Genomic DNA, 25,453 nt, shown 5'->3' with positions numbered 1-25,453 from the left:
ATCTATCCCGTGAGCAATCGGATATTATCTTGAGTTCATCACCAGATAATTGAAGGGCTAGATAACACCATGGAAGACAAGCAATTACTTGCCGCGCTGCAACAACACCCTGTCCTCGATTTATATCAGTTATTCCAAGACGTTGGTCAAAACCGCTCTCTGTATGCATTACTAGAGAGGTTATCTTCCCTTAAAGAACATCATCAATTGAGCACCCAACTTAGTCCATTAAAGCCGCATATCGAAGGTGTACTTTCTCAATTTGATAGCACCACACCGAATGGCGTGATCCTTAAAGCGGTCGCTATTCAGTCTGAGATTCAACAGCGAGGTCACAGCATGAGCCGCTACATCATGACATCAGACAATCATCGCCATTTCTCTCCGAATGCTGATTTAGTGATGTTTGGTGATTCGATCACCGAGTGGGCACCGTGGGCAGATATTTTCCGGGATGTTTCGATGGTCAATCGTGGCCTAGCAGGCGATACCACCACAGGTATGTTACGCCGCATTGATACCACGTTGAACGTGAAGCCAAAGCTGGTGTGCTTCATGGCAGGGATAAACGATTTAGCTCAGGGTTATGATGTCGACCATATCTACCAGAACTACGTTGATATGCTTAAAATGTGGCAAGAAAATGATATTCGTATCTTGGTGCAATCAACGCTTTATGTTGGCTCTAAACTGCAAGGATTGAATCCTTCAGTGGAACTGCTCAATAGCAAAATAAGCGAGTACTGCACTCAGCAAGGCATGGCATTCTTAGATGTGAATTCAGTATTGTCACCTAATAAGCTTTTGTCGAATGAGTACTCGTGTGATGACTTACACTTGAACGCGAAGGCTTATCAAGTTTGGTCGAAAGTGCTCCAGCCTAAGATTGAAGAGCTATTAAACTAAACTCACTACTTACTACTAGGTAATTGACCTCTTGGATCGATACCTGAACGTGTTAGCTTTTTTGTGAACCATAGGACATCAATTTGAACCTAAGACAGTTGGAAGTCTTCTACGCCATTATGCAGACCGGAACCGTATCTGGGGCTGCGCGCAATCTGCATGTGTCGCAACCTAATGTGACCCGTATTTTGGCGCACACAGAACAACAACTTGGGTTTGGATTGTTCGAGCGTGTGAAAGGTCGGTTAGTACCAACGGTTGAGGCGAAAACCTTGTTACCAGAAGCGGAGAAGGTCTATCAACAACTGGGGCAATTTCGATCTCTAACCAACAAAGTGAAGCTAGGCCATCAGCACTTACGTATTGGTGCGCCGCCGATTCTGGCGACCAAATTGCTGACTCCGGTGATCGCCCAAATGTCTCGCGAGCAAAATGGCAGTAAACAAGCTCTCTCTTTTGAGTTACTGACCGCCAACCGTGATGAACTGTGTGCTGGCTTATTGAAGCATGAGCTCGATATTGCCATCGCGTTTGGGGATGAAACGCCGCCTGGCATATTAAGTGAAACGTTATTAACTGAATCACTCAAGGTTCTGGTTCCATCCAATACGGTTGATCACTTACCCGCAAAATTAACCCTCGATGATTTGATCAACTATCCGTTGCCAATCATCGGGCTTGATAGTCGCGACCCACTGGGTTTGCTGCTCCATCAAAGCCTTGTTGCGCTAGATGAGCATTATCATCATCCAATATCGGTACGCGGATACAGCGCTGCTGCGGAACTGGTCAAGCACCAAGCAGGGTTTGCGATTGTTGACCCGTGGACGGCAGAGCAATATCAACATGACGATTCGGTTTGCGTGCTGCGACTTCAGCCAAACATAGAGTTTTCGGTCTCGACTCTGTGTGCGGAACACACGCCACAGTCGATTTCCGTTAAGCAATTTATCGCTTCATTGAAGAGCCATACTCACTCCATAACTTAAGGTTATAGGCACGCGATAAATAGGTATTCGGCAGCCTTCAAATTCTTAATTAAAGTAAATCCATATAAGGACTTATTAATTAGGAACGCTCATGTCTATCGCTCAACCTTACCTTCTTTTTCTTGGGGATGTTACCGACCCACTCGCAGCAAAAACAGCCCGAGGTATTCACCAATGGCGACCAGAGATCTGCCTAGGCCAACTGCGTTTAACAGACGATACGGTTTCTCTTGGCTTAGCGGACATGACCTTACAAGAGGCACAAGCACAGGGTGCGAAAACTCTAGTGATTGGCACGGCAAACCCAGGTGGCGTTATTCCTGATTCTTGGCAGCCAACCATAATGGCAGCAGCAGAAATGGGATTTGAGATTGCATCGGGCATGCACCAACGCTTGAGTGAATTTTCACCGCTTGCTGACATGCAACAGCGAGGATTGACTAAGCTTCATGATGTACGCCATTTTGATGGTGATCTAGACGTTGGTAACGGTAAGCCTCGTCAGGGTAAGCGCCTTCTTACGGTCGGAACAGACTGCTCAGTAGGAAAAATGTTCTCGGCGTTGGCCATTGAAAAATCGCTTAAACAAGTAGGAACATCTGCTCAGTTTAAAGCGACAGGACAGACAGGTATCTTGATTGAAGGCAGCGGTATTTCGATTGATGCTGTGGTTGCGGATTTTATTTCTGGCGCGGTTGAAGCGATTAGCCCCGATTTTACTGACCACGAATGGGACATCATTGAAGGCCAAGGTTCGTTGTTCAATCCGTCTTTTTCAGGCGTGAGTTTAGGGTTATTGCATGGTGCGCAAGCCGACGCTTTGGTGCTGTGCCATGAAGTCGGGCGACCACATATTCGCAACCTTCCCCACGCTCAATTGCCAAGCATAGAACAGACCATTGAAGCTAACTTGCAAGCCGCGCGATTGACGAATTCAGACGTGAAACTGGTCGGCATCTGTTTAAACACATCGGCGATTAGCATTGAAGATGCTGAGACATTGTGCCAAAAATGGACCACACTTTATCAAGTACCAGTGACGGACCCAGTGCGTTTTGGTGTACAACACATTACTGATCATTTGCGACATTCACTTTAACGACTTCATCATTTCTACGTTTCCATTTGTTAAAGCGAACATCAACCGAGTGAAATTATGAAGATTACAGCAGAACCCATTACTATCGCGATGCAAACGCCTTTTCGCATCTCTCGAGGCAGCCGAACTGAGTGTCACGTTGTTCGTGTTTACGTTGAACATGATGGCAAACAAGCTCAGGGAGAGTGCACACCTTACCCAAGGTATGGCGAATCATCAGAGTCTGTATTGGCGCAAATCCAACAAGCGTCTAGCGCACTTGAAGCTATGTTTGAACGAGGTATTACCGATCCCGCTGAGTTGAGAGATCATCTTCAGTCTTTATTGACCGGAGGGGCAGCGCGAAATGCGGTCGATTGTGCGCTTTGGGATTTTGAAGCGCAGCAGAATGAACAGATTTTCCCAAATAGCTTGTTCGAGTTGCCTGATCAAATCGTTACTGCAATGACAGTCTCCATTGGCACACCAGAAGCTATGGCGACACAAACGCGAGATTATGTGGCGAATGGTGCGAAGCTCTTGAAAGTAAAGCTTGATGGCGAGCAAGTCGTCGAGCGTGTTAGCGCTGTGCGAGAAGCTGCGGCAGATGTTCAGATTGTACTGGATGCTAATGAAGCGTGGACAGGGTTGAACCTCGAAGAGTTGTTCAATCAACTGACTGAGTTTGATATCGCGATGATCGAGCAACCTTTGCCACAGCAGCATGATGCATCACTGGCACACATCAATCACCCGATCCCACTGTGTGCTGATGAAAGCTGTCACACTACTTCGCAACTTTCAGCGTTGTTAGGCAAGTATGAAATGGTCAATATCAAGCTAGATAAAACCGGTGGTTTGACCGAAGCTTTGGTACTTGCTGAAGAAGCTCAAAGGCTCGGTTTTACTCTGATGTCGGGTTGCATGCTTGGCACCTCATTGGCGATGCGCGCAGCACTACCTATTGCGGTTCAATCTGAAATTGTCGACCTCGATGGCCCTGTGTTACTCGGGCAAGATGTTTCGCCAGCACTGACTTATCGAGATGGGATGATCATTCTCTAAGATCGTTAAGCATGGCCTCGTTGCTCGTTGCTCGTTGCTCGTTGCTCGTTACTAATCGCTAGTTGCCTAGTTCCTTGTTGAGAGTCACAACATAAATGAAATCGCATGAGTGAAAGCTTGTGCGATTTTTTGTTGGTATCAATAAACCTTAACTGATTAATATTACGTGAGTTTTACTGCTTAATTGAGACTGATGAATTCACTTTACTCGACTGGTATTGATAAAGTAATCACATTTCTGTCGGTGCGGTCACTTTCTATTATCGCAAAACAGACAACCTAAGCTTTATAAAATAATTGTTATGATATCTTATGTGAAATGTTAATGGTTACTCTTCATTTAATAGTTTCACTAAAGCTATTTGATGCAAACCTAAGTAAGGCTCAAGCCCTAACTGATTGAATCATTGACCAATTCCTATGGATTATTGATGAGAAGAGGGTGGAGCGAGTGAGTAGTCATGTCTCCGAGGTGATAGAAAATAAAGACAGTTTTGAACGCCCGTTTTCGATCAAAATCCCGCGTCGCAAGTGGTTTGGTTGGAAAGGCATCGAACTGCGTTTGGTGTTGGCATTTGCTATGCTATCGATGACCACCATCTTCCTTTCAGTTGTTTCTAGCTTTACTTTTGACGATCTAAACCAACGCCTCGTTGAATTAAAAGAGAGTGAAATCCCCGCCTTAGATAACGCTGCACGCCTTAATGATATGGTGCGTGTGATTATCACAACCTCATCTCAACTCAGTGATGCTGAATCTAATTTAGAGCGTAAACAGGCGATGCTTAAAATTGAAGAAGCCATTTCAGTGATGAATAGTGTTATGGTTCAATTCCCTGATTATCATGCCTATTTTAAAGATCTTATTGCCCAAGTTAATAATAGTCTTAGTCTGTTGTATCAAAGTGAGATTGAGTCAGAACAACTCAATCAAGAACTTCGTAATTTGCTTGAAGGCTTTTATCCGCTATTGCAACAAGCCAGTGATTCACTCGATAGTTTGCCTGAGTCAGCCAAAGATCAAATTCAATATACCCAGTTGAAATCTCTGCTTTATTACCAATTAGGCTTGGTAGAGAAGCTGTATAACGACTCCAGCTTTAATGAGTTGGATTACACCAGTTACCGTTTGGAACAGGTAGGTGAAGAGTGGTGGAAACTTTGGGTCAGTGGTGATTTAAGACGTGATTTTCCTGAGTTAGATCATCAACTCACGGTGATTTATAACCTCGCCTCAAGTGATAGCAGCTTGTATGGACTCAAAAACAAGGCGCTTGATCATCTCTATCAAGAGCAGTATTTCCTGCAAAACAGCCGCGAACATTTGAATCAGTTAACCGTGCAAATCGAAAGCAACACCAGCAAGGTGAATAGCAATATTGACCAATCGATTCAACAAGCGCAGCTGTCTTTACAATCGAATCAGCAACTCTCTCTTTTTCTTTCTCTGTTTAGCGTGTTGGCTGCCGCTGCCATTTCGTGGTTCTACGTACGTAAGAGTATTTTAGAACGGCTTTTACAGCTCAAAGACAACATGTTCGCGATTTCTACCGGCCATTTAGATACCGAGGTTTCCATTCGTGGCAAAGACGAAGTGACGCAAATGGCCAAGTACCTAAAGGTATTCCAGACCACGGCTAAAGTTGTTAAGCAAACCAATCGTAAATTAGAAGCAGAGGTAGAAGAACGTACCTTAGCCGAAGCAAAATTACGAGTGACTCAAGACGAGTTAATCCAAGCCGGAAAACTGGCTGCGCTTGGGCAATTAAGTGTCGGGATCACGCATGAGATCAATCAACCTCTGACCGCAGTGAACAGTCACGTTCGAAGTGCTCAATTATGGTTAGGTAAGCAAAGGCCAGACAGGGCAGAAGAGAACCTGAAAAAGATCGAGGTCTTGTTAGACAAAGTGGCTGCGATAACTCGTCACTTAAAAGCCTTCTCGCGTAAGAGCGATGGCAAGATTGATAACGTTGAATTGGATAAGGTCGTCGGTGATGCAATTGACCTGTTTGAAACCAGACAGAGCGCAGTGTCGATACAGTATTCACCACAAAGCGACCAGGTGGTTCGAGCCAACAGCATTCGCTTAGAACAGGTACTGGTGAATTTGATCAGCAATGCTCTGGATGCCGTTGAGCACAGAGAGCAACCAGAGCTCAGCATCTCCACTCAAGAGCATTCGAATACCATCCAGATTTTGGTTATGGACAACGGATCAGGGATACCTGAAGAGGACATTCCGCATCTGTTTGATCCATTTTATACCCGCAAGACAACAGGTAAGGGGCTTGGGCTCGGTTTGTCTATCGCATACAACATCATAAAAGACTTTGGCGGCTCGATTCACGTGGAATCCGTTGAACACCAAGGCACTACTTTTATCGTCACTCTACCAAAAGGCATAGCCTCATGACTGCAGAAAAACACATAGTTCTAATCGATGATGAAATCGATGTCGTTGAAGCCGTGAGTGAAATGTTGGAGCTAGAAGGGTTTAGCGTGACGACTTTTACCGACCCTAACCTTGGCCTTAAATCGCTCAAAGCAAACAGCCAGTCGGTTGTATTGTGTGATGTACGAATGCCACAGGTGGATGGGCTTACGCTGCTGAGTTCAATTCAACATAGAGCCGCTAACGTTCCTGTATTGTTGATGAGTGGCCATGGAGATATTCCCATGGCGATAGAGGCAATGAAGCTAGGGGCTTTCGACTTTTTAGAAAAGCCACTTAATGCCAGTGAGCTGGTAGAGAAGCTCGATTTAGCGTTGGCACAGTCTCAGCACAATTGCCCAGCAGCTACAGACGGTGATGAGGAAGCTGAGTTACCGATTGAAACGGTGGTTATTGGCCAATCAAAAGCGATGGATACGATACGTAAGCAAGTGCTCGCACTGTCTCATACTGGTGTTGATACCATCATCAACGGCGAAACAGGAACGGGCAAAGAGGTGATTGCTCGCGCGTTGCATCAATTTAGCCGTCGTAAGGCGAAGCCCTTTGTTGCGATCAACTGTGGTGGGATGACAGAAAGCATTATCGAAAGTGAGTTGTTTGGTCATGAAGCGGGCTCGTTTACCAGTGCCAACAAGAAACGCATTGGCAAAATAGAACAAGCCAATGGCGGTACTCTGTTTCTTGATGAAATAGAAAGCATGCCGATTGCGGTACAAATTAAACTGCTGCGCGTCATTCAAGAAAGAATGATCGAGCGCGTTGGTGGTAACGAGTTAATCCCGGTCGATATCGTGGTGGTAGCCGCCAGCAAAGCTGATCTCGCGAGCTTGAGCGAAACGGGTGAATTCAGAGCCGATCTCTTCTATCGCCTCAATATTGCTAGCTTAAATCTTCCCGCATTGCGTCAACGCAAAGAGGACATTCAGGTGTTGTTCCGCCACTTTGTGATTCAAGCGAGCCACAAATACAAGACACGCCCATCAACGATTTATCCCGAACAAATACAGCAATTATGTCGACACGAATGGCCGGGTAACGTGCGCGAATTACGCAATGTCGCCGACCGGTTTGTGCTCGGTATTGTTGGTGATGGCTTTGATCTTCAATCGCCGATTTGTGAGTCGTCCGGAGAAGATTTCGCTTTTGAAAAACAGATGGAACAGTACGAACGAAATGTTCTGACTGAAGCGTTGATAGAGAGCGCAGGCAATATCAATGAGGTCTCAAGCAAGCTGAACCTACCACGCAAAACGCTTTATCGAAAAATGAAGAAACATCAATTGGATAAAGAGAGTTTCAAGGCCTAGTTGGTTCAGTTGTTTGTTAAATGGAAAACCAAAACTAAAAGAAAATGCAAAAGACAACAATGACCCATTTAACTTTTAGTCGAATGGTTAACTGTTTCAAGTAATTGTAATAAAAGGGCTTTAACATTTGGCACAATGCGTGCAATCACTACATTGTGGCATACGTTCACATGAGGTTATTCGGTGTTGAGCCCAAATTTATATGACAACTATCTATATATGACAGCTATCCAACACTGAATGATCGAATAAAGGAAGTTAGAAAAATAATTGCTTGTTGCAAGGAGATACAAACATGAAGCAAATACTGAAAGGCTCGATTGCTCTGATACTCGGTGTGAGCTCGATGACGGCATGGGCCGCAGCAGAATCAGCCGACTTAGGTCCTCGTCCCCTCTTTTTAGTGAACAATATGGATGAGAGCCCTTTGAAAACCAAGCTGTTGAGTTGCAGTGAAGGACCTTTTCATCGTAGTGATTTTTCTATTGGACATCGCGGAGCTGCGATGCAGTTTCCTGAGCACACCAAGGAATCCTACTTAGCGGCTATTCAAATGGGCGCAGGCGTCGTGGAATGTGATGTGACTTTCACCAAAGACAAGGCGTTGGTATGTCGTCACTCTCAAAGTGATCTGCACACCACAACCGATGTTTTGGCGCATCCAGATCTCGCTAAGAAGTGTTCAACACCGTTCACGCCAGCCAACCCGGCGACAGGCGAAGATGCGCAGGTTGAGTGTCGTACCTCTGATTTCACGCTAGCGGAGTTTAAAACCCTGAAAGGGAAAATGGATGGTGCGAATCCAAAAGCAACCACTGTCGAAGAGTACATGAATGGCACACCTGGTTGGAGAACGGATCTTTACAGCCAAAGTGGCACACTGATGACACACGCCGAAAGTGCGGCATTGTTTAAAGAGCACGGCGTAAAGGTGACTCCTGAGCTGAAATTGGCGGCGGTAGAAATGCCTTTTAATGGTTTTAGCCAAGAGATGTACGCGCAGAAGCTGGTGGATGAGCTGAAAGAGGCGGGCTTTGAGCCTTCGGAGACTTACTTGCAGTCATTCAACTTAGATGATGTGAAGTACTGGGTTAATGAGACGCCTAAGTTCGGTAAGCAAGCCGTTTATCTTGACGACCGTGTCTATGAGCAAGCGGACTTTGTCGCGTCTGTTGAAAACATGAAAGAGCTTCACGATGCGGGTGTGAATATCATCGCGCCACCTCTGTTTGCTTTGGTTGAACTAGGTGAGAACAACGAATTGGTTGCGTCAAACTACGCGAAACTGGCAAAGGATGCTGACCTTGAGATTATTGCATGGACACTTGAGCGTTCGGGCCCACTAGCGCAAGGCGGCGGTTGGTATTACCAAAGCGTGAAAGACGGCATCAACAATGATGGTGACATGATGAAAATGCTTGATGTACTGGCGCAAGATGTCGGTGTTATGGGCGTATTCAGCGACTGGCCTGCAACGGTAACTTATTACGCAAACTGCATGGACAGCGACGCTTAGGCTATTCAGAGAGCGCTGTTACGTCGCTAATTATAGCGTTTGTAAAGAGAGCACTTAGCCAAAGAATAATAAGAGAAAAAGCAGTGAACCAAAGAGCCTTCGGGCTCTTTTTTTACCACCGAAATTGGTGAGACAGAAATGACCCAAATAGACACTTCTTGCTTGGACAGTAATGACACAAAAGTAATTTTCCAATTTGGGGTTGATTTTAAGCTGTTGAAATTAATGGAATTAAAAGGTGGCACAAAGGCTGCAATAGCGAAGGTGACTTTCAACAATAAGTAAAAGTAAGGTTTGAATATGAAAATCAGTGTTAAAGGACTGTTAATCGCTAGCTCATTACTACTTCCTTCAATGGCTATGGCAAGCGACTGCTCTAGTCGTGGTGTGTTAGACGATCGATACTGTGATGAAAACCAAGATTTGGTCGCCGATTCACCAAAGAATCCAGATGAGTGGAACGACCCAAGTACGCTTGTGTTTACCTACACGCCGGTAGAAGACCCAGCGTTATACAAAGATGCGTTTGCCGACTTCCAAGCTCACCTAAGTAAAATCACGGGTAAGCGAGTGATTTACTACACGGTGCACTCAAACTCTGCACAAGTAGAAGCGATGCGTTCTGGTCGACTGCATGTTGCAGGTTTCTCTACTGGCCCGACTGGCTACGCAGTTAACCTCGCGGGTTACGTTCCTATCGCAGTGAAAGGCGACGAGTCTGGCTTCCAAGGCTACAACCTAATCACGATTGTGCGTAAAGACAGCGGCATTAACAAAATGTCTGATCTGAAAGGCAAAAAGGTTGCACATACTTCTGCATCTTCCAACTCTGGCAACCTAGCTCCTCGTGCGTTATTCCCAGCGAAAGGCCTAGTGCCAGATGAAGATTACAAAGTGCTTTACTCAGGTAAGCATGACCAATCTATTCTCGGTGTGTTCAACGGAGACTATGATGCGGCACCTGTGGCATCGGACGTTTACGATCGTATGGTTGCAGCAGGTCGTGTCGATGATTCTGAACTGAAGATCATCTACCGTAGCCCACGCTTCCCAACGTCTGCGTTTGGCTATGCTTACAACCTAAAACCAGAACTCGTTGAGAAGATCAACGAGGCTTTCTTTAGCTACCGCTTTACACCAGAAATGAGCGCATCGTTTAAAGGTGCCGACCGTTTCTCTCCAATCAGCTACAAAGAAGAGTGGGATGTGATTCGTGATATCGCTCATGCGACAGGTACGGCTTACACAAAAACTGGCCTGAAGAAATTGGCTGAAAAAGATGCGGCTAAACGTGCAAAGAAAAAAGCCGCTGAGCTAGCAAAACAAGCAAACAACGGCTAATTCTTGGTTCCAAAGAAGACTTAGGTTTTATATCAGGCCTAGGTCTCCCAAAACACTTACCTCAACTATAAATCTATGCCCTCGCGGGTAGGGCATAGATCATTCTAAAATTCGCACAAGGAAATGCAGTATGGCCGTAGCAAGCTATGAAGGAATAAAGATAAACAACCTTTTCCACGAATACGTGGCAGGCAAGCCAATCCTTAAAGGCATTAATATTGATATCGATGAGCCAGGTATCATCGCGATCATTGGTCCATCTGGTACCGGTAAAAGTACGCTTCTGCGCTGTATCAACCGACTCAACGATCCAAGCCAAGGTGAAATCATTTTTGATGGCGCAGACCTGACTCAATTAAAAGGCCAAGCGCTACGTAAACAGCGTCGACATATCGGCATGGTGTTCCAAGAATATAACTTAGTCGAACGTTTAACGGTTATCGAGAACGTGTTGAGTGGCCGTTTGGGTTACATGACCGCTTGGAATGCATGGCGTCGTAATTACTCTGCGCAAGACTTAGCAAAAGCGTTCGAGTTACTTGAATTTGTAGGCCTACAAGATTTTGCCAACCAACGTGCCGACAGTTTATCGGGCGGGCAAAGACAGCGTGTCGGTATCGCTCGCGCCGTTATGCAAGACCCATATATCTTATTGGCGGATGAACCAACGTCATCACTCGACCCGAAAACAGCGGTTGAGATCATGGAGTTGATGGAGACATTCGCAGAACAGAAAAACATCCCAGTGTTGGTTAATATCCATGATGTGAACTTAGCCAAGCGTTATGCCAAGCGCATCATCGGCATGTGTAATGGCAAGGTGCATTACGATGGCAGCCCTGAAGGTATTTCAGAAGAAGACCTAAAAATCATTTATGGGGGTGAGTCATGGCTGGATTAAATCCAAACTCGTCGCCAAGCGTTTCATCAAGCTCATCGCCAGCGAAGCACGAAAACCCGTTCAAAACCTCATGGACTAACCGTGCCATTATCGCTGCAATCATTGGCTACCTGTTTTACAGCTTTGCGACGTTAGGACTGACCTTTGATCGTTTGGTCATCGGTTTTGGTGAAAGTGAGCGGTTACTATCAAGAATGTTTCCGCCAGATTTTTCGCGTACTAATCTACTGCTAAGTGGCTTAGCGGAGAGCTTACAGATAGCGATCATTTCGAGTTTCTTCGGCATCGTCATTTCGCTGTTTCTTGGCTTACTTGCTGCGAGAAACATGATGCCTTCGATTGTATCAACACCGATTCGTGGCTTCATCGCACTATGTCGTTCTTTCCACCCAGTGATTATCGCTATCTTGTTTGTGAAAGCGGTTGGCTTTGGTGCTCTAGCTGGGATCCTGACTTTAGTATTTGCATCCATCGGTTTCATCGCCAAGTTGTTTGCTGAAGCGATTGAAGAGATTTCTTTTAAACCGGTTGAAGCGATTAAAGCGACGGGGGCGAGTTTTGTCAGCGTCATTTTGTACGCGGTGATGCCTCAGGTATTTACTCGTTTCATTGGTTTCGCAAGCTATCAGTTGGACTCAAACTTACGTAATTCAACCATGGTTGGCATCGTGGGTGCGGGTGGCCTTGGCGGTACACTTTTCTCGGCATTCCAACGTTTTGACTACGACTTCGTCGCCGCTATTTTGATCACCATTATCGCGTTGATTCTTGTGGGTGAATTTCTTTCCAATATTGTTAGGAGAATCTTCTAATGACAACTGCATCTATCGATAGAGAGTGGCAGCGCTTTACACCAAACGAACGTGTGGCTCGATTTGCTGTTTACCTTAGCCTTGTGTGCGCCATCGTGTGGTCTTGGCAGACCGTTGAAGTGATTCCAGAGTTTTTATACGACGCGCCAGCGCAGTTTGCCGACATGTTCGAACGAATGGTGCCAATGGACTACGCGTTCTATCCTGAGTCGATTCACGCAGCGATGATTGAAACACTGCACATCGCTACGTTAGGTACCTTGTTTACCTTGGTTTTTGCAATTCCTTTGGCACTGATGAACGCGCCAAATATCACTCCGAATAAAGCCTTGAACTGGATTGCTCAATTCTTTCTCGTGTCTTCACGCTCAGTGAATTCATTGGTTTGGGCGTTGTTGTTCATCGCACTGTTTGGCCCCGGTGTTCTCGCAGGTATTATGGCGATTGCCATTCGCAGTATCGGCTTTGTAGGGAAGCTGCTAGCGGAAGCAATTGCTGAAGTGAACATGGGGCCTATTGAAGCTTTACGCGCGACAGGCGCTTCTTGGATGAGCGTTTTACTTAAAGGCTATTGGCCACAAGTGATGCCAGCGTTCTATTCCATTGTATTGTTCCGTTGGGACATCAACGTGCGTGAGTCTGCGGTACTGGGTTTGGTGGGCGCTGGTGGTATTGGCGTGGTGCTAAACGATGCTCAGAACCTATTTGAGTGGCAAAAAGTTTCAATGGTATTAGTGAGTATCTTCGCCGTGGTTATTGTTGCAGAAGCAGTGGTGATCCACATCCGTAACAAGCTGATCTAATGAGTGTGTTGTGTTCACTATGTTTTTTGTAACATGTGTTTTGTTTGAAAGTTAAGAGCTTATCTAGCATTTTGAAGCTCAAACGACCCTAGGTACTTCGGTCTACCTAGCGGTCGTTTTTTTATCTAAAAAATAGAAAAACTCTGGAGTAGTTAGTGCCTATTTAGAAAATACAATGCTTAGCAAAATCACCGGCTTCATTAGCCGTCCAGTCGCCTTTAGGCTTCTCTTTCATATCCGCACACCAAGCTTCACTGCCAACCTCGGTACATGCCATTAACTGAGTGGCTAGGAAAAGCATCAACGCGACTTTCTTCATAACAAATATTCCGTTTTGGTCTAGGTTTCGGATAACTCTATCAAATACTATTGTTGATTGTTATAGCAACCAGTAGCTTAAGATATTTAAAGAAGATATGGATTTGATCTGAATCTGAGGTTTAATCGCGAGAGGGGATTGCCAAATCTAAAGATCGAAAAAGCCAGCAACATGTGCTGGCTTTGCAATTCTTGTGCGCTGCTATTCGTTAGCGCGCTTCTACTGTGGAGTTATACCAACTTCATCTCTTGGATGATATCTGAAGCGATTTCTGGCTTCGTACTGGTTGGCTTCTCGTGTAGATCGGATTTCAATTGTCCCTTACGGTTACTTAAGCCTGCTTCAAGTTTCTTAAGTGCTGCAGCGATAGCTGGGTACATAACATCGTCTGTCGATTTTGCTGTTACTCGTACACCTTCGTAGTTGGTGAATACTTCAACCTGATGTTGACCGTGTTCTTTAGTAATGATGATGTCGCAACTGATCAGTGATGGGAAATGGTTAGATATCTTCTCGAATTTACCTTCGATGTCTTTGCGTGACTCGTCGTTAATTGATACATGATGTGTTTGAACATTTATTTTCATAAATCATACCTTTCCAATGACTGTGTCATTTAAACGTAGCAAACATCGCATAGATTAACCAACTGAGAATTAGCACATGTGTGATTGACTTCAGTGTTATCAAATATTCTCTTGTTACTCCCTTGAAAGTCCGATGAACTGATCGCATATTATGTTTCGTGAATTTCAAACGTGTTTAAAAAATCCTCATTCTCGAAATATTGCTCCAGTTGACTTCGCTCACTTAGATTTTATCGCCTTAATCAAGCCGCACCTCAATGACTTATTCTAGTCTTAAATTTATAAACCGCCTATTTTTGACACAGATTCCATTCTTTCACTCAATATCACAATTACAAATATAAGCATCTACAGTTTATTGAGGTATTTGTTAGTACGGGATACCATAACAACTTCGTTAAACTTGGATCCGTTACCATGAAAATGCCTGTTAAATTCGCTGCGATCGCAGCTTCACTTTCTTTCGCTTTTAATGCCTTTGCTGCGCCTGTTGAGTTTCAGAAAATTCCAGAGATCATGCAGCAGTTTGAAACTGCAGAACTGTACGTTAAGAAGTCGGTGACGTTAGGCCGTTTGCCTGCTGAATCTGAAATTGGCGTTGATTTTCCTACCTACGTTTCAGATGGAAAGGGTGGTTACAGCTTAGAAACAAACAATGTAATGACGAGCGACGTTGTTATTGCGAGCATGCCGAAAGCGATTGTTGATGACATTTTCAACCAATGGTTGGTTCCAAAAGAGACGTGGGTCAGCAGCTATGGTTCACTGCCAACATCGACCAAAGAATTTAAGCCGTTTAAGCGTATTAAGACCATCAAAGCCATTAAGATCGATGCTGAAATGCTTGAGCTAATGGGCAGTGAAGATGGCAAAACTGTGGTAATTAAAGTGAGCTGGGATGAAAAAGGGATGAAGGTTTATAAAGATGGCTACTTAGCTGATTATGAGTACGGGATTGCTCCTCATGAGATGCAAGAAAACTACGAGCTAGCACCTAAGTAATCTTTTAGATTCACCTCTCAATATATTTTAAAGCGCGCTGCATCTGCAGGGCGCTTTTTTCATGACACAACAAAATGTGACAAAACTCACGCTTTTCTGACAATTTACGGCTCGCTATGCTAGTATGCGCCGCTTGTCTTTGTAATTGATAAAAAACATATTACTAAAGCCGGTTTTCTATTTATCTGCTTGTAATGACCTCATTCAGTTTGGCCTGATTTGGCTGAACATCTGCATTTTGCTCGGACGCAAAGAGAGTAGTACTCACTACTTCACTATGTACATTTGAGAGCACCATCTATCAAAGGCCTTTTAGAAACTGCCTAGTTAGCGCGAACCTAGTTCAGCGTGAAGGGTTTCGTTTTCCCAAAAATCCCCCTAGCGACTAAGTACTTCTTGGTCGCTGACAAGTAAGGAGTCTATATGACGTCTACGGTATCTACGTCCGTACCTACATCTCCAGCTGGTAACTCAGCTTCGACAGAGAAAGAAGTAAACCACCCGTTTCTTTCTTTGGTCATCATGGTAATCGTTGCTGCAATCGCAACCTACTTTATCCCTGCTGGTGAATTTGAACGAGTGGTAATGAATGGCCGTACGGTTATCGACCCAGACAGCTACACACTATTAGCCAGTAACCCGACAACATTAGCCTCTTTTTTCGAATCATTTTTTAAAGGCTTCAAATCCGCTTCTGGCGTGATGGGTGTTGTGGTATTTGTTGGTGGTGCTTTCGGTATTATCAAACACATGGGTCTGCTAGACGCATCGGTTGTTGCGCTCACCACTAAGCTTAAGAAGCAAGGTTTGTACGTGATTGCGCCTGTGATCATGACGGCGATCTTCTTCAACGTAACCTTCACCGGTATGCGTGAGCTTGACGTTATTTTCATCTCGCTGATGATCCCTATCTGTACCAAGCTTGGCTACGATGCGATCACGGCTCTTGGTGTCGTCTTACTCGCGAGTTGTGCGGGTTTTGCGGCCGCGCTGGCAAACCCATTCTTCACGGGTATCGCACATACTATCGCTGAACTCCCTATGTATTCGGGCATGTGGTATCGCTTTATTGTCGGCATGTTCATGCTATTGACGGGTGCTTGGTATGTGTTGAACTACGCGCGTAAGGTAAAGCAAGATCCAACCAAGGGCTTGTTGCATGGTACGGGTTACCACTACGAATCGAATGTTGAAGCGAAAACACTGACCACTCGTGAGAAGTTAGCTGGTATCGCATTCTTAGGCGTATTCGCATACATGATCTTCGGTACTCTGACGATGGGCTTCGGTTTCACGGAAATTGCTGGCGCATTCGTGGCGATGGCGATCATTCCGGGTTTGGTGGCGGGTTTGTCTCCCAACAAGATTTGTGAATATTGGACCAAAGGTGTCAGCGATGTATTGGTTGCTGTATTGATCATCTTCTTCGCGCGCTCAGTGTTGACCATTATGGAAGACGCGAAGATTGTCGACTCGATCATCTACTACCTTGCGCAGATCATTTCAGGGAGCTCTAAGCTGGTTGCGGCGGCGGGTATCTACTTCTCGCAGGCGGCGATTAACTTGTTTATTCCGTCTGGCAGTGGCCAAGCGGTGATCACTATGCCAATCATCATTCCATTGGCGGACATTGGCCAAGTAACTCGTCAAGTTGCGGCGTTGGCTTCTCAATTGGGTGACGGCATCTCTAACTACATTTACCCAACCAATGGTGGTTTGTTAGCGGTACTGGCTATTGCAAAAGTGCCTTACACTAAGTGGGTTCGTTTCTTCTTACCACTGTTCTTGTTCTGGTCAGTGGGTGCTTTGATTTCAGTTGTGATTGCTCAAATGATTGAGCTAGGGCCTTTCTAAAGAGTCTGCTCTTATCAAATAAGCTTTGTTTGAGAACATCTTACCAAATAAAAAGGCAGCGAATTCGCTGCCTTTGTTGGTTTAGATAGAAGCTATTTCAATTGAAGCATCACTCTTCAAACTGATAAGAAGAGGGCACCACGATGACGCCCTGTTTCGATATGTGGAAGCGCTTGGCGTCGGCAAGGCTATCTATGCCAATTTGAGTCCCATCTGGCACCTTGACGTTTTTATCGATGATGCAATTTTGGATGTGGCAGTTTCGCCCAATCTCAACGTCTTCAAACAGAATACTATCAATCACAATCGCGGCATTGCTGACTTTTACCTTAGGGAAAAAGATAGAGTTTTGCGCCGAACCCCCTTCAATCACCACCCCATTCGCGATCATCGAGTTAATGAATATCCCTTGGTTACCTTCTACCGAAGCAATAGTCCGTGCTGGTGGCAGTTGCGGATCATAGGTGCGAATCGCCCAATCCGGTTGGTATAAATCGATAGGCGAGGCTGGCTTTAACAAATCCATGTTGGATTGGTAATATGAGTCGATAGTACCCACATCTCTCCAGTAAGCATCTTGGGTCACTCGGCCTTCTTCATCACCAAACTTGTGCGCGTAAACACTGTTGTTACCGACCAATTTAGGAATGATGTCTTTACCAAAATCGTGGCTTGAGTTCGGGTCTTCTGCATCCGCGAGTAATGCCTGTGTCAGTACTTCCTTATCAAAGATGTAAATTCCCATTGAAGCCATGCTTCGGGTCGGTCTACCGGGTACGCACGCGGGGTAACGTGGTTTCTCGGTAAAGTTATTGATTTGAAGAGACTCGTCTATCTCCATCACGCCAAATTCTTTGGCTTCATCAATCGAAACCTCCATGCACGCCACCGTTAGATCGGCTTCATTCTGCTTGTGTTGCTTGAGCATTGGTGCGTAATCCATGCGATAGATATGGTCGCCAGATAACACCACCACATGTTTGGCTTCACTACGAGATAGCAAATACAAGTTTTGATAAATCGCATCGGCAGTCCCGCTATACCAGCTGTCACCCGTACGCATTTGTGGGGGAACATTGGTGATGTATTCGCCGAGTTCGGGGTTAAGCACCGACCAACCATCACGTAAATGTTTTTGCAAAGAGTGCGACTTGTACTGAGTCAGCACCAGAATTTGGCGAAGCCCAGAATGCAGGCAGTTCGCGAGTGTGAAATCGATGATTCGATATTTGCCACCAAAAGGTACCGCAGGTTTTGCGCGGTTATCGGTGAGAGGGGAAAGCCGAGAGCCAACACCGCCGGCCAGAACGATTGTTAGAGTGTCTTGCATAGTCAGAACCTCAATGTATTTATGATTATGAACATAGACTTGCAAGCACTAAGCCAAATGTAACTCATTGAATATTAAACGAGGTGAGAGTGATTATTGTGGAAGCGCACCAAATTGATGCGTACGAGATATTGGCTTGCTCTATTTTGATCCAAAGCGATCTGATCAAAGTGCAGGGGTTGAGCTTAACAAAATGACGCACGGAAAAGTTGCATTACAAAACTGTCAATAAAATGAAGGAATAAAGTGATCGGGTCGATATAAATTTACATAAATAATCACAACTTTTCACAAATTGATTTCCATCAATAAAGTAGGGTTATTCTATGCTACCTTGCACGCAAAATAAGAAATGATTACTCATTCACCAATAAAGAATTAAGCCCTAAAAAGGAAATTATAATGAAAAAAACAGTATGTGGTATTGCGGTTATTGCGGCTCTTATGTCAACCAACGTTCTTGCTCATAAAGAAGGTGATTTCATCATCCGTGCAGGTGCAGCAACGGTATCTCCAAACGACAGCAGCGGCGCTGTACTTAACAACCCTGACCTAGAATTTTCAGTTGATTCTGATACCCAACTTGGTCTTACTTTCGGTTACATGTTTACTGACAACATCAGTTTTGAAGTATTAGCCGCGAGCCCTTTCTCTCACAGCATTTCTGTTAACGGCTTAGGTAAAGTAGCTGACACTAAACACCTTCCGCCAACGTTTATGGTGCAGTACTACTTCGGTCAAGCGAACAGTGATTTCCGCCCTTATGTGGGTGCGGGTATCAACTACACTGTATTTTTCGATGAAAGTTTGAATGGTACGGGTAAAGCTGCAGGCTTAAGTGACCTATCTCTTGATGATTCTTGGGGCTTGGCTGCCAACATCGGTATTGATTACATGATCAATGAAGACTGGTTCCTGAATGCGTCAGTTTGGTATGCAGATATTGGTACGACAGCTAAGTACAAGCAAACAGTAGGTGGAACGACAACACAATACTCAACAGACGTTGATATCGACCCATGGGTATTCATGATCGGTGGTGGTTACAACTTCTAACCCTCTTTATTAGTTTACTAAAGGCGCTCAAGCACCAGCCAGCTTGAGCGCTTTTTTTTGCTTGCTTGTTAATGAAATACTTAATCCAACTTATTGTTGTTATGGGTAAAGTAAACTGATTGTCGTCATTTATTGTTAATAAAAGAGAAAGATAACTGTCATAACAGCCCTCTATGATCGCGGTTCTAATTATGGAGGATATATGAATCGTAAATTTAATAAGCTGACTTTATTACTGCCTATCGCGGTAAGCTCTGCTCTGGCTGGATGCTCTCAGTCAACTTCAACGACAGCAGCATCATCTCAAACATCACTTGATGCTTTTAGCCTTCAATGCCAATCCATTCAACAACCGAACAAGACAGATGCCACTGTTACAGGGATTAGTCTGGTTGGTCGTGCTATTGCTGATGCCCCGTTTGATACTTCTGCAGCCGAAATCGTCAGCTACGATTCATGTACCGACAAGCTTTATGTCGTCAATGCTCAAGCACAAAAAGTCGATGTGTTATCGATGAACTCTGACAGCGCACCAACATCTGAAGGCTCTATCGATCTTCAATCAGCAGCTGCGGCTTCTGGTATTGATATCGGTGCTGCGAACAGTGTATCGACTCATCAGGGTTTAGTAGCGGTCGCAATTGAAAACGCCGACAAGCAACAAAATGGCATCATTGCACTTTATCGCTCAGACACATTAGAGTTGATCACTACTTACACAGCTGGCGCATTGCCAGACATGGTGAGCTTTTCTAAGGACGGCCGTTACATCGCATCAGCAAACGAAGGTGAGCCGAATGCGGATTACAGCATTGATCCTGAAGGCTCAGTGACACTGGTTGATTTAGCCAATGGTCCTTTGCAAGCGAAAGTGACTCAAATCGATTTTAAGGCATTCAATCAAGGTCAGCCTCGCCATGAAGAATTGACTGACAAGGTTCGAATTTCAGCGCCTAATGCAACTGTTGCTCAAGATCTAGAGCCTGAATATCTAACCTTTGCGGATAACGGTAAGCTTTACGTTGCCCTTCAAGAAAACAATGCATTGGCAGCGATTGACGTGGCGAGTGCAGAAGTGGATGCGATTCTCGGATTAGGCGGTAAACCTTGGGATACCGCTCAGTTGGATGCATCGAACAAAGACAATAACATAGGTAATCTGCAAAGCTACGCAATGTTAGAAGGGCTTTACATGCCAGACAGCATCACCAGCTACAGTGTTGATGGTAACACCTACATCGTGACGGCAAACGAAGGCGATGGCCGTGAGTATGGTATCAAGACGACGCAAAAAGTGTGTGACGACAAAGGTTTTGAGTGGGATGGTGATGACTATAAAGGCACCGAAAACTACACAACAGAAAAAGACTTTTGTATCGCTTATGTCGATGAAGTACGCGGTAAGAAGTTAGATATAGATGCTAACCACCCATTGGCAGGTGCACTTAAAGACAACAAACAACTTGCTCGCCTTAAAGTGATTAAGCCACAAGGAACACTTGCTGCTGAACAAAAGGTTCAAGCATTCGGTAGCCGTTCTTTCTCTATCTGGGATGAGTCAGGCGAGTTAGTGTTTGATAGCGGTGATGATTTCGCTCGAGTCGTTCTGGAGCAAGATCCTGCAAACTTCAACAGCACCAACGATAACAACCTAAGTGGTGACGATCGCAGTGATGATAAAGGGGTTGAGCCTGAAGCGATCGAAGTGGCTGAGATTAACGGCAAGCAGTATGCCTTTATCGGACTTGAGCGCCAAGGTGGCATCATGGTCTACGACGTAACACAGCCTAAGAACGCAAGTTTCATCAGCTACTTGAACAATCGCGATTTTACTCAGCCAGTGTGCACTCAGGTTGATGAAGACGGTGATTGCGATAACGATACTTATAACTCGAAAGCCGGTGACCTAGGTCCAGAGTCAATCAAGTATTTCACTCGCTCTGGTAACCACTTTATTGCGGTTGGTAACGAAGTGAGCGGCAGCACATCAGTTTACCGCGTTGAGTTTTAATCACGGTGACTGCTTGTAGTTAGACTCAATAAAAACAAAAGCGCCACTACTGAATAAGTAGTGGCGCTTTCTATTTATGCATCACAAAGGTATGCGTGATAATTAGCTTCTATGGTTGTTGCTTAGTTGGTGCTAGAGCGATTTCACGGATACATACGTTCTGTGGTTGTTGGTAAGCGAATGATACAGCGCGTGCAATATCGTCAGCTGCCAATACACCGCCCATGTCTTCTTTCCAAGAATCGTAACCGTCTTTGATCTCTTGAGATGTAGTGTGAGACAGAAGTTCAGTCTCAACAGCACCCGGTGCGATAGTAGTAACACGAACATTTGAAGCCGCAACTTCTTCACGAACGTTCTCAGAGATAGCGTGTACCGCGAACTTAGTACCACAGTAAGCAGCGTGGCTTGGGAATGTTTTCTTACCTGCAATTGAGCTGATGTTGATGATAGTACCTGTGTTGCGTTCCATCATCGGAGCAAGTACAGATTGCATACCGTTTAGAAGGCCAATCACGTTCACGTCGAACATTGTCTTCCACTCTTGAGCGTCTTGAGTATCGATTTGACCAAGAAGCATTGCACCAGCGTTGTTGATAAGCGCGTCTACAGGGCCAAATTTCGCTTCACCTTGTGCGATTGCTGCATCAAAAGACGCTTTGTCTGTTACGTCTACTTTTACTGATAGAGAGTTTGGTAGGTTCAGCGCTTCAAGGCGGTCAACACGACGAGCTAAAAGTAGCAGAGGGTGACCTTCATCGCTTAGACGACGAGCGATTGCTTCACCAATACCAGAGCTTGCACCTGTAATTACGATTAGTTTTTTCATTTTATTTCCTCTGTACTTTTATTGCGTCGGTTGGCTACGACGTATTGTTTAAGTGCATTCGAATCAAGTGCTTGTTGCCTTGCTTCGTTGCGATGGAGGTATATTAAGGAAAATAGCATTGTTGATATATAGCGCTTTACTTGAAACACTGTTGCTGTGGTGCAACAATAAAGGTGTTCACTTTATAGCGTCATAACTCTATAGCTTCATCACTTTTTAATTTCACAAGTAAGCTGGCGACCATGCTCAATCAAATTAACCTATCTGATATCCGTTCTTTCGTGCTTATCGCTCGTTTAGGTAACTTCACCAAAGCGGCGGAGGAACTTGATGTGTCGCGCTCCCACGTATCACGCCAAGTCAGTAGCTTAGAAAAACAGATGGGAGTGACGTTGTTTATCCGTACTACTCGAACTTTAAGGCTGACTCATGCAGGGCAAGATCTGTACGCGAGATGTGAGCAAGCCTTAGATAATATAGACCAAGCTCTGATTGCTGCTGTGGATGATGTCGAAGAAGTACGTGGCGATATAAAAGTAAACTGTGTCGGCGGTTATTTGGGTGAGGTGATCATTGCTGATTTGGTTAATGAATTCATGCAGCTCTACCCAGACATCAGCATTAGCCTTGATTTCAGTAGTAACCGAGTCGACTTGATTGAAGATGCGTTCGATATCGCTTTTCGCATGGGAAGCCTAGAAGATGCAGGCTTTATCGCAAGAAAGCTATTGGATATTGAAATGGGAACACTCGCGAGCCCTGAGTATTTCGCTCGCAAAGGAAAGCCAAATCACCCTAAAGATCTGATCCACCATGATTGCTTAACGGGCTCTGTTCGCAAGTGGAGCTTTCAAGCTTTGGACGATACCAAGAAAACAGTCGATGTGCATGTGACGGGCAGACTGCAATGTAAAAATGGGCGAGTTTTGGTGCAGGGGGCGAAGTCGGGTAATGGAATTATTCGTGTTCCAACCATTTATTGCTTACAAGAACTGAACGAAGGGCAACTGCTGCAAGTATTTGAAGAATGGGTGGTACCTAAGGTCGACTTTTCAGCGATCTACCATCGAGACCGCTATCAACCAAGTCGAATTCGAACCTTCATTGATTTCGTAAAAGGTCGCTTTGAGCAAATGCCAGTCAGTTAAGTGCTGCGTGCTGTCTTCCGTTTTTCGTTTTTCATCTTCCGTTTTTCGTCTTTCATTTTCCGTTTTGGCATTAATTGGACTGGCTCGAACTTACATCTCGTCGATTTCGTTTTGTAGGTTTTCCAGCTGGTCCAAAATCAGTAAGAACTTCTCACCGAACGGCGTCACTTGGTATTCAACTCTTGGTGGCAGTTCGTTGAACATTTTCTTATCTAAAATCCCAAATTCTACATTTCGCTTCAAACATTCATTCAATACCTTGGTCGATAGCCCTTCTACTGATCGCACCATTTCACCGGGACGATTAATGCCATTTGCCAGTAATTGGTAAACCGTTAGCGACCATTTACAGCCGTAGATGGTTTCCACCATGCGAGCTGAACGCTCTGGTGCTGATTTTCTTGAAAAAAAGTTTTCCTGATTTTTCATAAAGATGTACCAATAAGTACCTACCTAACCGATTTGTACTTACTATTCATAGTGTTAGTTCAAGGCCTAAGATTACCACGTTCACATGACTTAGGAGATAACAAAATGAACTTCACTAAAAATGGTATTGCAGTAGTAATCGGTGGCACAAGTGGTATGGGCTTTGAAACAGCGAAGCAGTTAGTCGCTCAAAACATCCATGTGTTGGTTGTTGGCAATAACCCAACTAAGTTAGATAAAGCGGTGTCAGAACTGCAATCGCTCGGTCACGCTTCAGGTTGGCAAGCTAACCTTTATGATGATGCGAGTGTGTCTCGCCTTATCGAACACCTTGAGTCGTTAGATGAAGGTATTGGTTACCTTGTGAATGCTGCAGGTTACTTCAACCCTAAAGCGTTTATTGAACACCAAGAATCTGATTACGAGCAATACATGCAGCTTAATAAAGCAACCTTCTTCATCACTCAAGCGATAAGCAAGTTGATGATCAAGAACGGCGGTGGCAGTGTGGTTAATGTTGGCTCTATGTGGGGTAAGCAAGCAATCAAAGCGACGCCATCTTCTGCCTATTCAATGGCTAAAGCCGGCCTGCACGCATTAACACAGCACATGGCAATGGAATTGGCAGAGCATAACATTCGCGTGAATGCGGTGTCTCCGGCTGTGGTTAAAACGCCGATTTACGAATCTTTCATTAAACCGGAAGAAGTGGATCAAGCGCTAGAAGGCTTCAACGCGTTCCACCCTATTGGTCGAGTCGGTTTGCCGAAAGACATTGCCAATAGCATCTCTTTCTTACTGTCAGACAGTGCAGATTGGGTAACGGGTGCAATCTGGGATGTTGATGGCGGTGTGATTGCTGGCCGCAATTAATTAGGATTCTTTTTAGGTGGCTGTCGCGCAGGAAAATAGCAGCGAGATGGCCTCCTTGATGAGTATTCGCGTAGAATAAAAGCTAGAAAGATAATAAGAATAATTAAAACGATACCAAGAGTAAGGTCGCCATTATGTTCAACATGGACTTTTCAAAAAAGCTGGTTATTGAAACCGAATCATTAGACTGGATTGCAAGCCCTGCTAAAGGGGTTTGGCGCAAGCCGCTTGAAAGAGAAGAGAAAGAATCGGGTCACACGACTAGCGTCGTAAAGTACGATCCTGAATCTTCGTTTTCTGAGCACCCGCATCCGCAAGGTGAAGAGATCTTCGTGTTAGAGGGTGTTTTCTCTGATGAAACCGGAGATTTCCCTGCGGGTACTTATATCCGCAATCCGCCGGGCAGCGCGCACTCTCCATCGAGTAAAGATGGCTGTACGATCTTGGTTAAGCTTAATCAGTTTGATGCGAGAGACTTAACTCAAGTTCGCATCAATACTCAAGAAACGGAATGGCTTCCGGGGATTGGTGGTTTACAAGTGATGCCACTACATGGTTTTGAACACGAAAATGTTGCCTTGGTGAAATGGCCCGTTGGCGAACGTTTTCAGCCGCATCGTCATTTTGGCGGTGAAGAGATCTTTGTGTTGTCTGGCACTTTTAAAGATGAACATGGCGAGTATCCAAAACATACTTGGATGCGTAGCCCTCATATGAGCGAGCATTTCCCTTATGTGGAAGAAGAGACCGTCATCCTAGTGAAAACGGGTCACTTGCCATTGGATTAAAGGAATGCTCAATATAAAGATGAGAAAGCCGTACTGTTTTGAACAAGCGGC

23 protein-coding genes are annotated in these 25,453 nt (G+C 44.9%); 18 read left to right on the top strand and 5 right to left on the bottom strand.

Annotated features, from left to right (window positions below; translation table 11 throughout):
* Positions 1 to 69: 69 nt before the first annotated feature.
* The 11 genes from BCT49_RS16310 (at position 70) to phnE (BCT49_RS16260) (ending at position 13,176) form a co-directional block, all read left to right on the top strand.
* The gene (locus tag BCT49_RS16310; protein ID WP_102436625.1) at positions 70 to 906 is read left to right on the top strand and encodes an SGNH/GDSL hydrolase family protein; all 837 of its coding nucleotides are present in this window, start codon (positions 70 to 72) and stop codon (positions 904 to 906) included.
* Positions 907 to 989: 83 nt separating this feature from the next.
* A complete protein-coding gene (locus BCT49_RS16305; protein ID WP_102436623.1) occupies positions 990 to 1,895 on the top strand; it encodes a LysR family transcriptional regulator in 906 nt (301 codons plus the stop codon).
* Between the two features lie 91 nt (positions 1,896 to 1,986).
* On the top strand, positions 1,987 to 2,994 hold the full coding sequence (gene dgcN, locus BCT49_RS16300; RefSeq protein WP_102436621.1) for an N-acetyltransferase DgcN: 1,008 nt from the start codon (positions 1,987 to 1,989) through the stop codon (positions 2,992 to 2,994).
* Between the two features lie 57 nt (positions 2,995 to 3,051).
* Positions 3,052 to 4,038 (top strand): N-acetyl-D-Glu racemase DgcA, encoded by a 987-nt coding sequence (dgcA, locus tag BCT49_RS16295; RefSeq protein ID WP_102436619.1) that lies wholly within the window; start codon positions 3,052 to 3,054, stop codon positions 4,036 to 4,038.
* Positions 4,039 to 4,480: 442 nt separating this feature from the next.
* A complete protein-coding gene (locus tag BCT49_RS16290) occupies positions 4,481 to 6,454 on the top strand; it encodes an ATP-binding protein (protein ID WP_102436617.1) in 1,974 nt (657 codons plus the stop codon).
* A complete protein-coding gene (locus BCT49_RS16285) occupies positions 6,451 to 7,803 on the top strand; it encodes a sigma-54-dependent transcriptional regulator (RefSeq protein ID WP_102436615.1) in 1,353 nt (450 codons plus the stop codon). The genes BCT49_RS16290 and BCT49_RS16285 overlap by 4 nt, the downstream gene beginning before the upstream one ends.
* 295 nt (positions 7,804 to 8,098) lie before the next feature.
* A complete protein-coding gene (locus tag BCT49_RS16280; protein WP_102436613.1) occupies positions 8,099 to 9,319 on the top strand; it encodes a glycerophosphodiester phosphodiesterase family protein in 1,221 nt (406 codons plus the stop codon).
* A gap of 300 nt (positions 9,320 to 9,619) precedes the next feature.
* Entirely contained in the window at positions 9,620 to 10,660 is a 1,041-nt protein-coding gene (phnD, locus tag BCT49_RS16275; protein ID WP_004732989.1) for a phosphate/phosphite/phosphonate ABC transporter substrate-binding protein, read from the top strand.
* A 130-nt stretch (positions 10,661 to 10,790) separates the two neighbouring features.
* Positions 10,791 to 11,561, top strand: a complete 771-nt coding sequence (gene phnC, locus BCT49_RS16270; RefSeq protein WP_004732991.1) for a phosphonate ABC transporter ATP-binding protein — start codon at positions 10,791 to 10,793, stop codon at positions 11,559 to 11,561.
* The gene (gene phnE, locus BCT49_RS16265) at positions 11,549 to 12,373 is read left to right on the top strand and encodes a phosphonate ABC transporter, permease protein PhnE (RefSeq protein ID WP_102436611.1); all 825 of its coding nucleotides are present in this window, start codon (positions 11,549 to 11,551) and stop codon (positions 12,371 to 12,373) included. Before phnC ends, phnE (BCT49_RS16265) begins: the two co-directional genes overlap by 13 nt.
* The gene (gene phnE / locus BCT49_RS16260; protein ID WP_009846258.1) at positions 12,373 to 13,176 is read left to right on the top strand and encodes a phosphonate ABC transporter, permease protein PhnE; all 804 of its coding nucleotides are present in this window, start codon (positions 12,373 to 12,375) and stop codon (positions 13,174 to 13,176) included. Before phnE (BCT49_RS16265) ends, phnE (BCT49_RS16260) begins: the two co-directional genes overlap by 1 nt.
* Before the next feature lie 163 nt (positions 13,177 to 13,339).
* On the opposite strand, the gene BCT49_RS16255 is transcribed toward phnE (BCT49_RS16260), so the two are convergent.
* Together BCT49_RS16255 and hpf are read right to left on the bottom strand one after the other, a co-directional pair.
* Complete coding sequence (locus tag BCT49_RS16255) at positions 13,340 to 13,495, bottom strand: DUF3012 domain-containing protein (protein ID WP_102436609.1); 156 nt, start codon at positions 13,493 to 13,495, stop codon at positions 13,340 to 13,342.
* 230 nt (positions 13,496 to 13,725) lie between these two features.
* Positions 13,726 to 14,082, bottom strand: coding sequence for a ribosome hibernation-promoting factor, HPF/YfiA family (gene hpf, locus BCT49_RS16250; protein WP_017106206.1), 357 nt, complete (start codon positions 14,080 to 14,082; stop codon positions 13,726 to 13,728).
* A 417-nt stretch (positions 14,083 to 14,499) separates the two neighbouring features.
* On the opposite strand from hpf, the gene BCT49_RS16245 reads away from it, so the two are divergent.
* Both BCT49_RS16245 and BCT49_RS16240 read left to right on the top strand, forming a co-directional pair.
* Complete coding sequence (locus tag BCT49_RS16245) at positions 14,500 to 15,084, top strand: hypothetical protein (protein WP_102436607.1); 585 nt, start codon at positions 14,500 to 14,502, stop codon at positions 15,082 to 15,084.
* A gap of 423 nt (positions 15,085 to 15,507) precedes the next feature.
* Complete coding sequence (locus BCT49_RS16240) at positions 15,508 to 16,938, top strand: YfcC family protein (RefSeq protein ID WP_102436605.1); 1,431 nt, start codon at positions 15,508 to 15,510, stop codon at positions 16,936 to 16,938.
* Between the two features lie 109 nt (positions 16,939 to 17,047).
* On the opposite strand, the gene glgC is transcribed toward BCT49_RS16240, so the two are convergent.
* On the bottom strand, positions 17,048 to 18,268 hold the full coding sequence (glgC, locus tag BCT49_RS16235) for a glucose-1-phosphate adenylyltransferase (RefSeq protein ID WP_102436603.1): 1,221 nt from the start codon (positions 18,266 to 18,268) through the stop codon (positions 17,048 to 17,050).
* A 402-nt stretch (positions 18,269 to 18,670) separates the two neighbouring features.
* Between glgC and ompW the strand changes: the two genes are divergently transcribed.
* Positions 18,671 to 19,324: an outer membrane protein OmpW gene (gene ompW, locus BCT49_RS16230; RefSeq protein WP_102436601.1), complete on the top strand. Its 654-nt coding sequence runs from the start codon at positions 18,671 to 18,673 to the stop codon at positions 19,322 to 19,324.
* A 202-nt stretch (positions 19,325 to 19,526) separates the two neighbouring features.
* The gene (locus BCT49_RS16225) at positions 19,527 to 21,335 is read left to right on the top strand and encodes a choice-of-anchor I family protein (protein WP_102436599.1); all 1,809 of its coding nucleotides are present in this window, start codon (positions 19,527 to 19,529) and stop codon (positions 21,333 to 21,335) included.
* A gap of 109 nt (positions 21,336 to 21,444) precedes the next feature.
* On the opposite strand, the gene BCT49_RS16220 is transcribed toward BCT49_RS16225, so the two are convergent.
* Positions 21,445 to 22,164 carry an SDR family oxidoreductase gene (locus BCT49_RS16220; protein ID WP_010433036.1) on the bottom strand — a complete coding sequence of 240 codons (720 nt, stop codon included), beginning with the start codon at positions 22,162 to 22,164 and terminating at the stop codon, positions 21,445 to 21,447.
* Between the two features lie 242 nt (positions 22,165 to 22,406).
* Between BCT49_RS16220 and BCT49_RS16215 the strand changes: the two genes are divergently transcribed.
* Entirely contained in the window at positions 22,407 to 23,312 is a 906-nt protein-coding gene (locus BCT49_RS16215; RefSeq protein ID WP_102436597.1) for a LysR family transcriptional regulator, read from the top strand.
* A 90-nt stretch (positions 23,313 to 23,402) separates the two neighbouring features.
* On the opposite strand, the gene BCT49_RS16210 is transcribed toward BCT49_RS16215, so the two are convergent.
* Positions 23,403 to 23,741 (bottom strand): winged helix-turn-helix transcriptional regulator, encoded by a 339-nt coding sequence (locus BCT49_RS16210; protein WP_102436595.1) that lies wholly within the window; start codon positions 23,739 to 23,741, stop codon positions 23,403 to 23,405.
* A gap of 105 nt (positions 23,742 to 23,846) precedes the next feature.
* Between BCT49_RS16210 and BCT49_RS16205 the strand changes: the two genes are divergently transcribed.
* Positions 23,847 to 24,614, top strand: a complete 768-nt coding sequence (locus BCT49_RS16205) for an SDR family NAD(P)-dependent oxidoreductase (protein ID WP_102285119.1) — start codon at positions 23,847 to 23,849, stop codon at positions 24,612 to 24,614.
* 134 nt (positions 24,615 to 24,748) lie between these two features.
* Positions 24,749 to 25,402, top strand: a complete 654-nt coding sequence (locus BCT49_RS16200; RefSeq protein ID WP_102436593.1) for a cupin domain-containing protein — start codon at positions 24,749 to 24,751, stop codon at positions 25,400 to 25,402.
* Positions 25,403 to 25,453: the final 51 nt, after the last annotated feature.

It is taken from the genome of Vibrio lentus (assembly GCF_002875945.1).
Taxonomy (GTDB): domain Bacteria; phylum Pseudomonadota; class Gammaproteobacteria; order Enterobacterales; family Vibrionaceae; genus Vibrio; species Vibrio apostichopi.
The sequence above is the reverse complement of the archived record's forward strand: the minus strand, read 5'-3'. Positions and strand labels throughout refer to the sequence as shown.

Excerpts from the sequence above, each read along its gene's own strand:
- BCT49_RS16310 (WP_102436625.1), top strand. The coding sequence starts at position 70 with ATGGAAGACAAGCAATTACTTGCCGCGCTGCAACAACACCCTGTCCTC.
- dgcN (WP_102436621.1), top strand. The coding sequence starts at position 1,987 with ATGTCTATCGCTCAACCTTACCTTCTTTTTCTTGGGGATGTTACCGAC.
- dgcA (WP_102436619.1), top strand. The coding sequence starts at position 3,052 with ATGAAGATTACAGCAGAACCCATTACTATCGCGATGCAAACGCCTTTT.
- BCT49_RS16285 (WP_102436615.1), top strand. The coding sequence starts at position 6,451 with ATGACTGCAGAAAAACACATAGTTCTAATCGATGATGAAATCGATGTC.
- BCT49_RS16280 (WP_102436613.1), top strand. The coding sequence starts at position 8,099 with ATGAAGCAAATACTGAAAGGCTCGATTGCTCTGATACTCGGTGTGAGC.
- phnD (WP_004732989.1), top strand. The coding sequence starts at position 9,620 with ATGAAAATCAGTGTTAAAGGACTGTTAATCGCTAGCTCATTACTACTT.
- phnC (WP_004732991.1), top strand. The coding sequence starts at position 10,791 with ATGGCCGTAGCAAGCTATGAAGGAATAAAGATAAACAACCTTTTCCAC.
- phnE (WP_102436611.1), top strand. The coding sequence starts at position 11,549 with ATGGCTGGATTAAATCCAAACTCGTCGCCAAGCGTTTCATCAAGCTCA.
- phnE (WP_009846258.1), top strand. The coding sequence starts at position 12,373 with ATGACAACTGCATCTATCGATAGAGAGTGGCAGCGCTTTACACCAAAC.
- BCT49_RS16255 (WP_102436609.1), bottom strand. The coding sequence starts at position 13,495 with ATGAAGAAAGTCGCGTTGATGCTTTTCCTAGCCACTCAGTTAATGGCA.
- hpf (WP_017106206.1), bottom strand. The coding sequence starts at position 14,082 with ATGAAAATAAATGTTCAAACACATCATGTATCAATTAACGACGAGTCA.
- BCT49_RS16245 (WP_102436607.1), top strand. The coding sequence starts at position 14,500 with ATGAAAATGCCTGTTAAATTCGCTGCGATCGCAGCTTCACTTTCTTTC.
- BCT49_RS16240 (WP_102436605.1), top strand. The coding sequence starts at position 15,508 with ATGACGTCTACGGTATCTACGTCCGTACCTACATCTCCAGCTGGTAAC.
- glgC (WP_102436603.1), bottom strand. The coding sequence starts at position 18,268 with ATGCAAGACACTCTAACAATCGTTCTGGCCGGCGGTGTTGGCTCTCGG.
- ompW (WP_102436601.1), top strand. The coding sequence starts at position 18,671 with ATGAAAAAAACAGTATGTGGTATTGCGGTTATTGCGGCTCTTATGTCA.
- BCT49_RS16225 (WP_102436599.1), top strand. The coding sequence starts at position 19,527 with ATGAATCGTAAATTTAATAAGCTGACTTTATTACTGCCTATCGCGGTA.
- BCT49_RS16220 (WP_010433036.1), bottom strand. The coding sequence starts at position 22,164 with ATGAAAAAACTAATCGTAATTACAGGTGCAAGCTCTGGTATTGGTGAA.
- BCT49_RS16215 (WP_102436597.1), top strand. The coding sequence starts at position 22,407 with ATGCTCAATCAAATTAACCTATCTGATATCCGTTCTTTCGTGCTTATC.
- BCT49_RS16210 (WP_102436595.1), bottom strand. The coding sequence starts at position 23,741 with ATGAAAAATCAGGAAAACTTTTTTTCAAGAAAATCAGCACCAGAGCGT.
- BCT49_RS16205 (WP_102285119.1), top strand. The coding sequence starts at position 23,847 with ATGAACTTCACTAAAAATGGTATTGCAGTAGTAATCGGTGGCACAAGT.
- BCT49_RS16200 (WP_102436593.1), top strand. The coding sequence starts at position 24,749 with ATGTTCAACATGGACTTTTCAAAAAAGCTGGTTATTGAAACCGAATCA.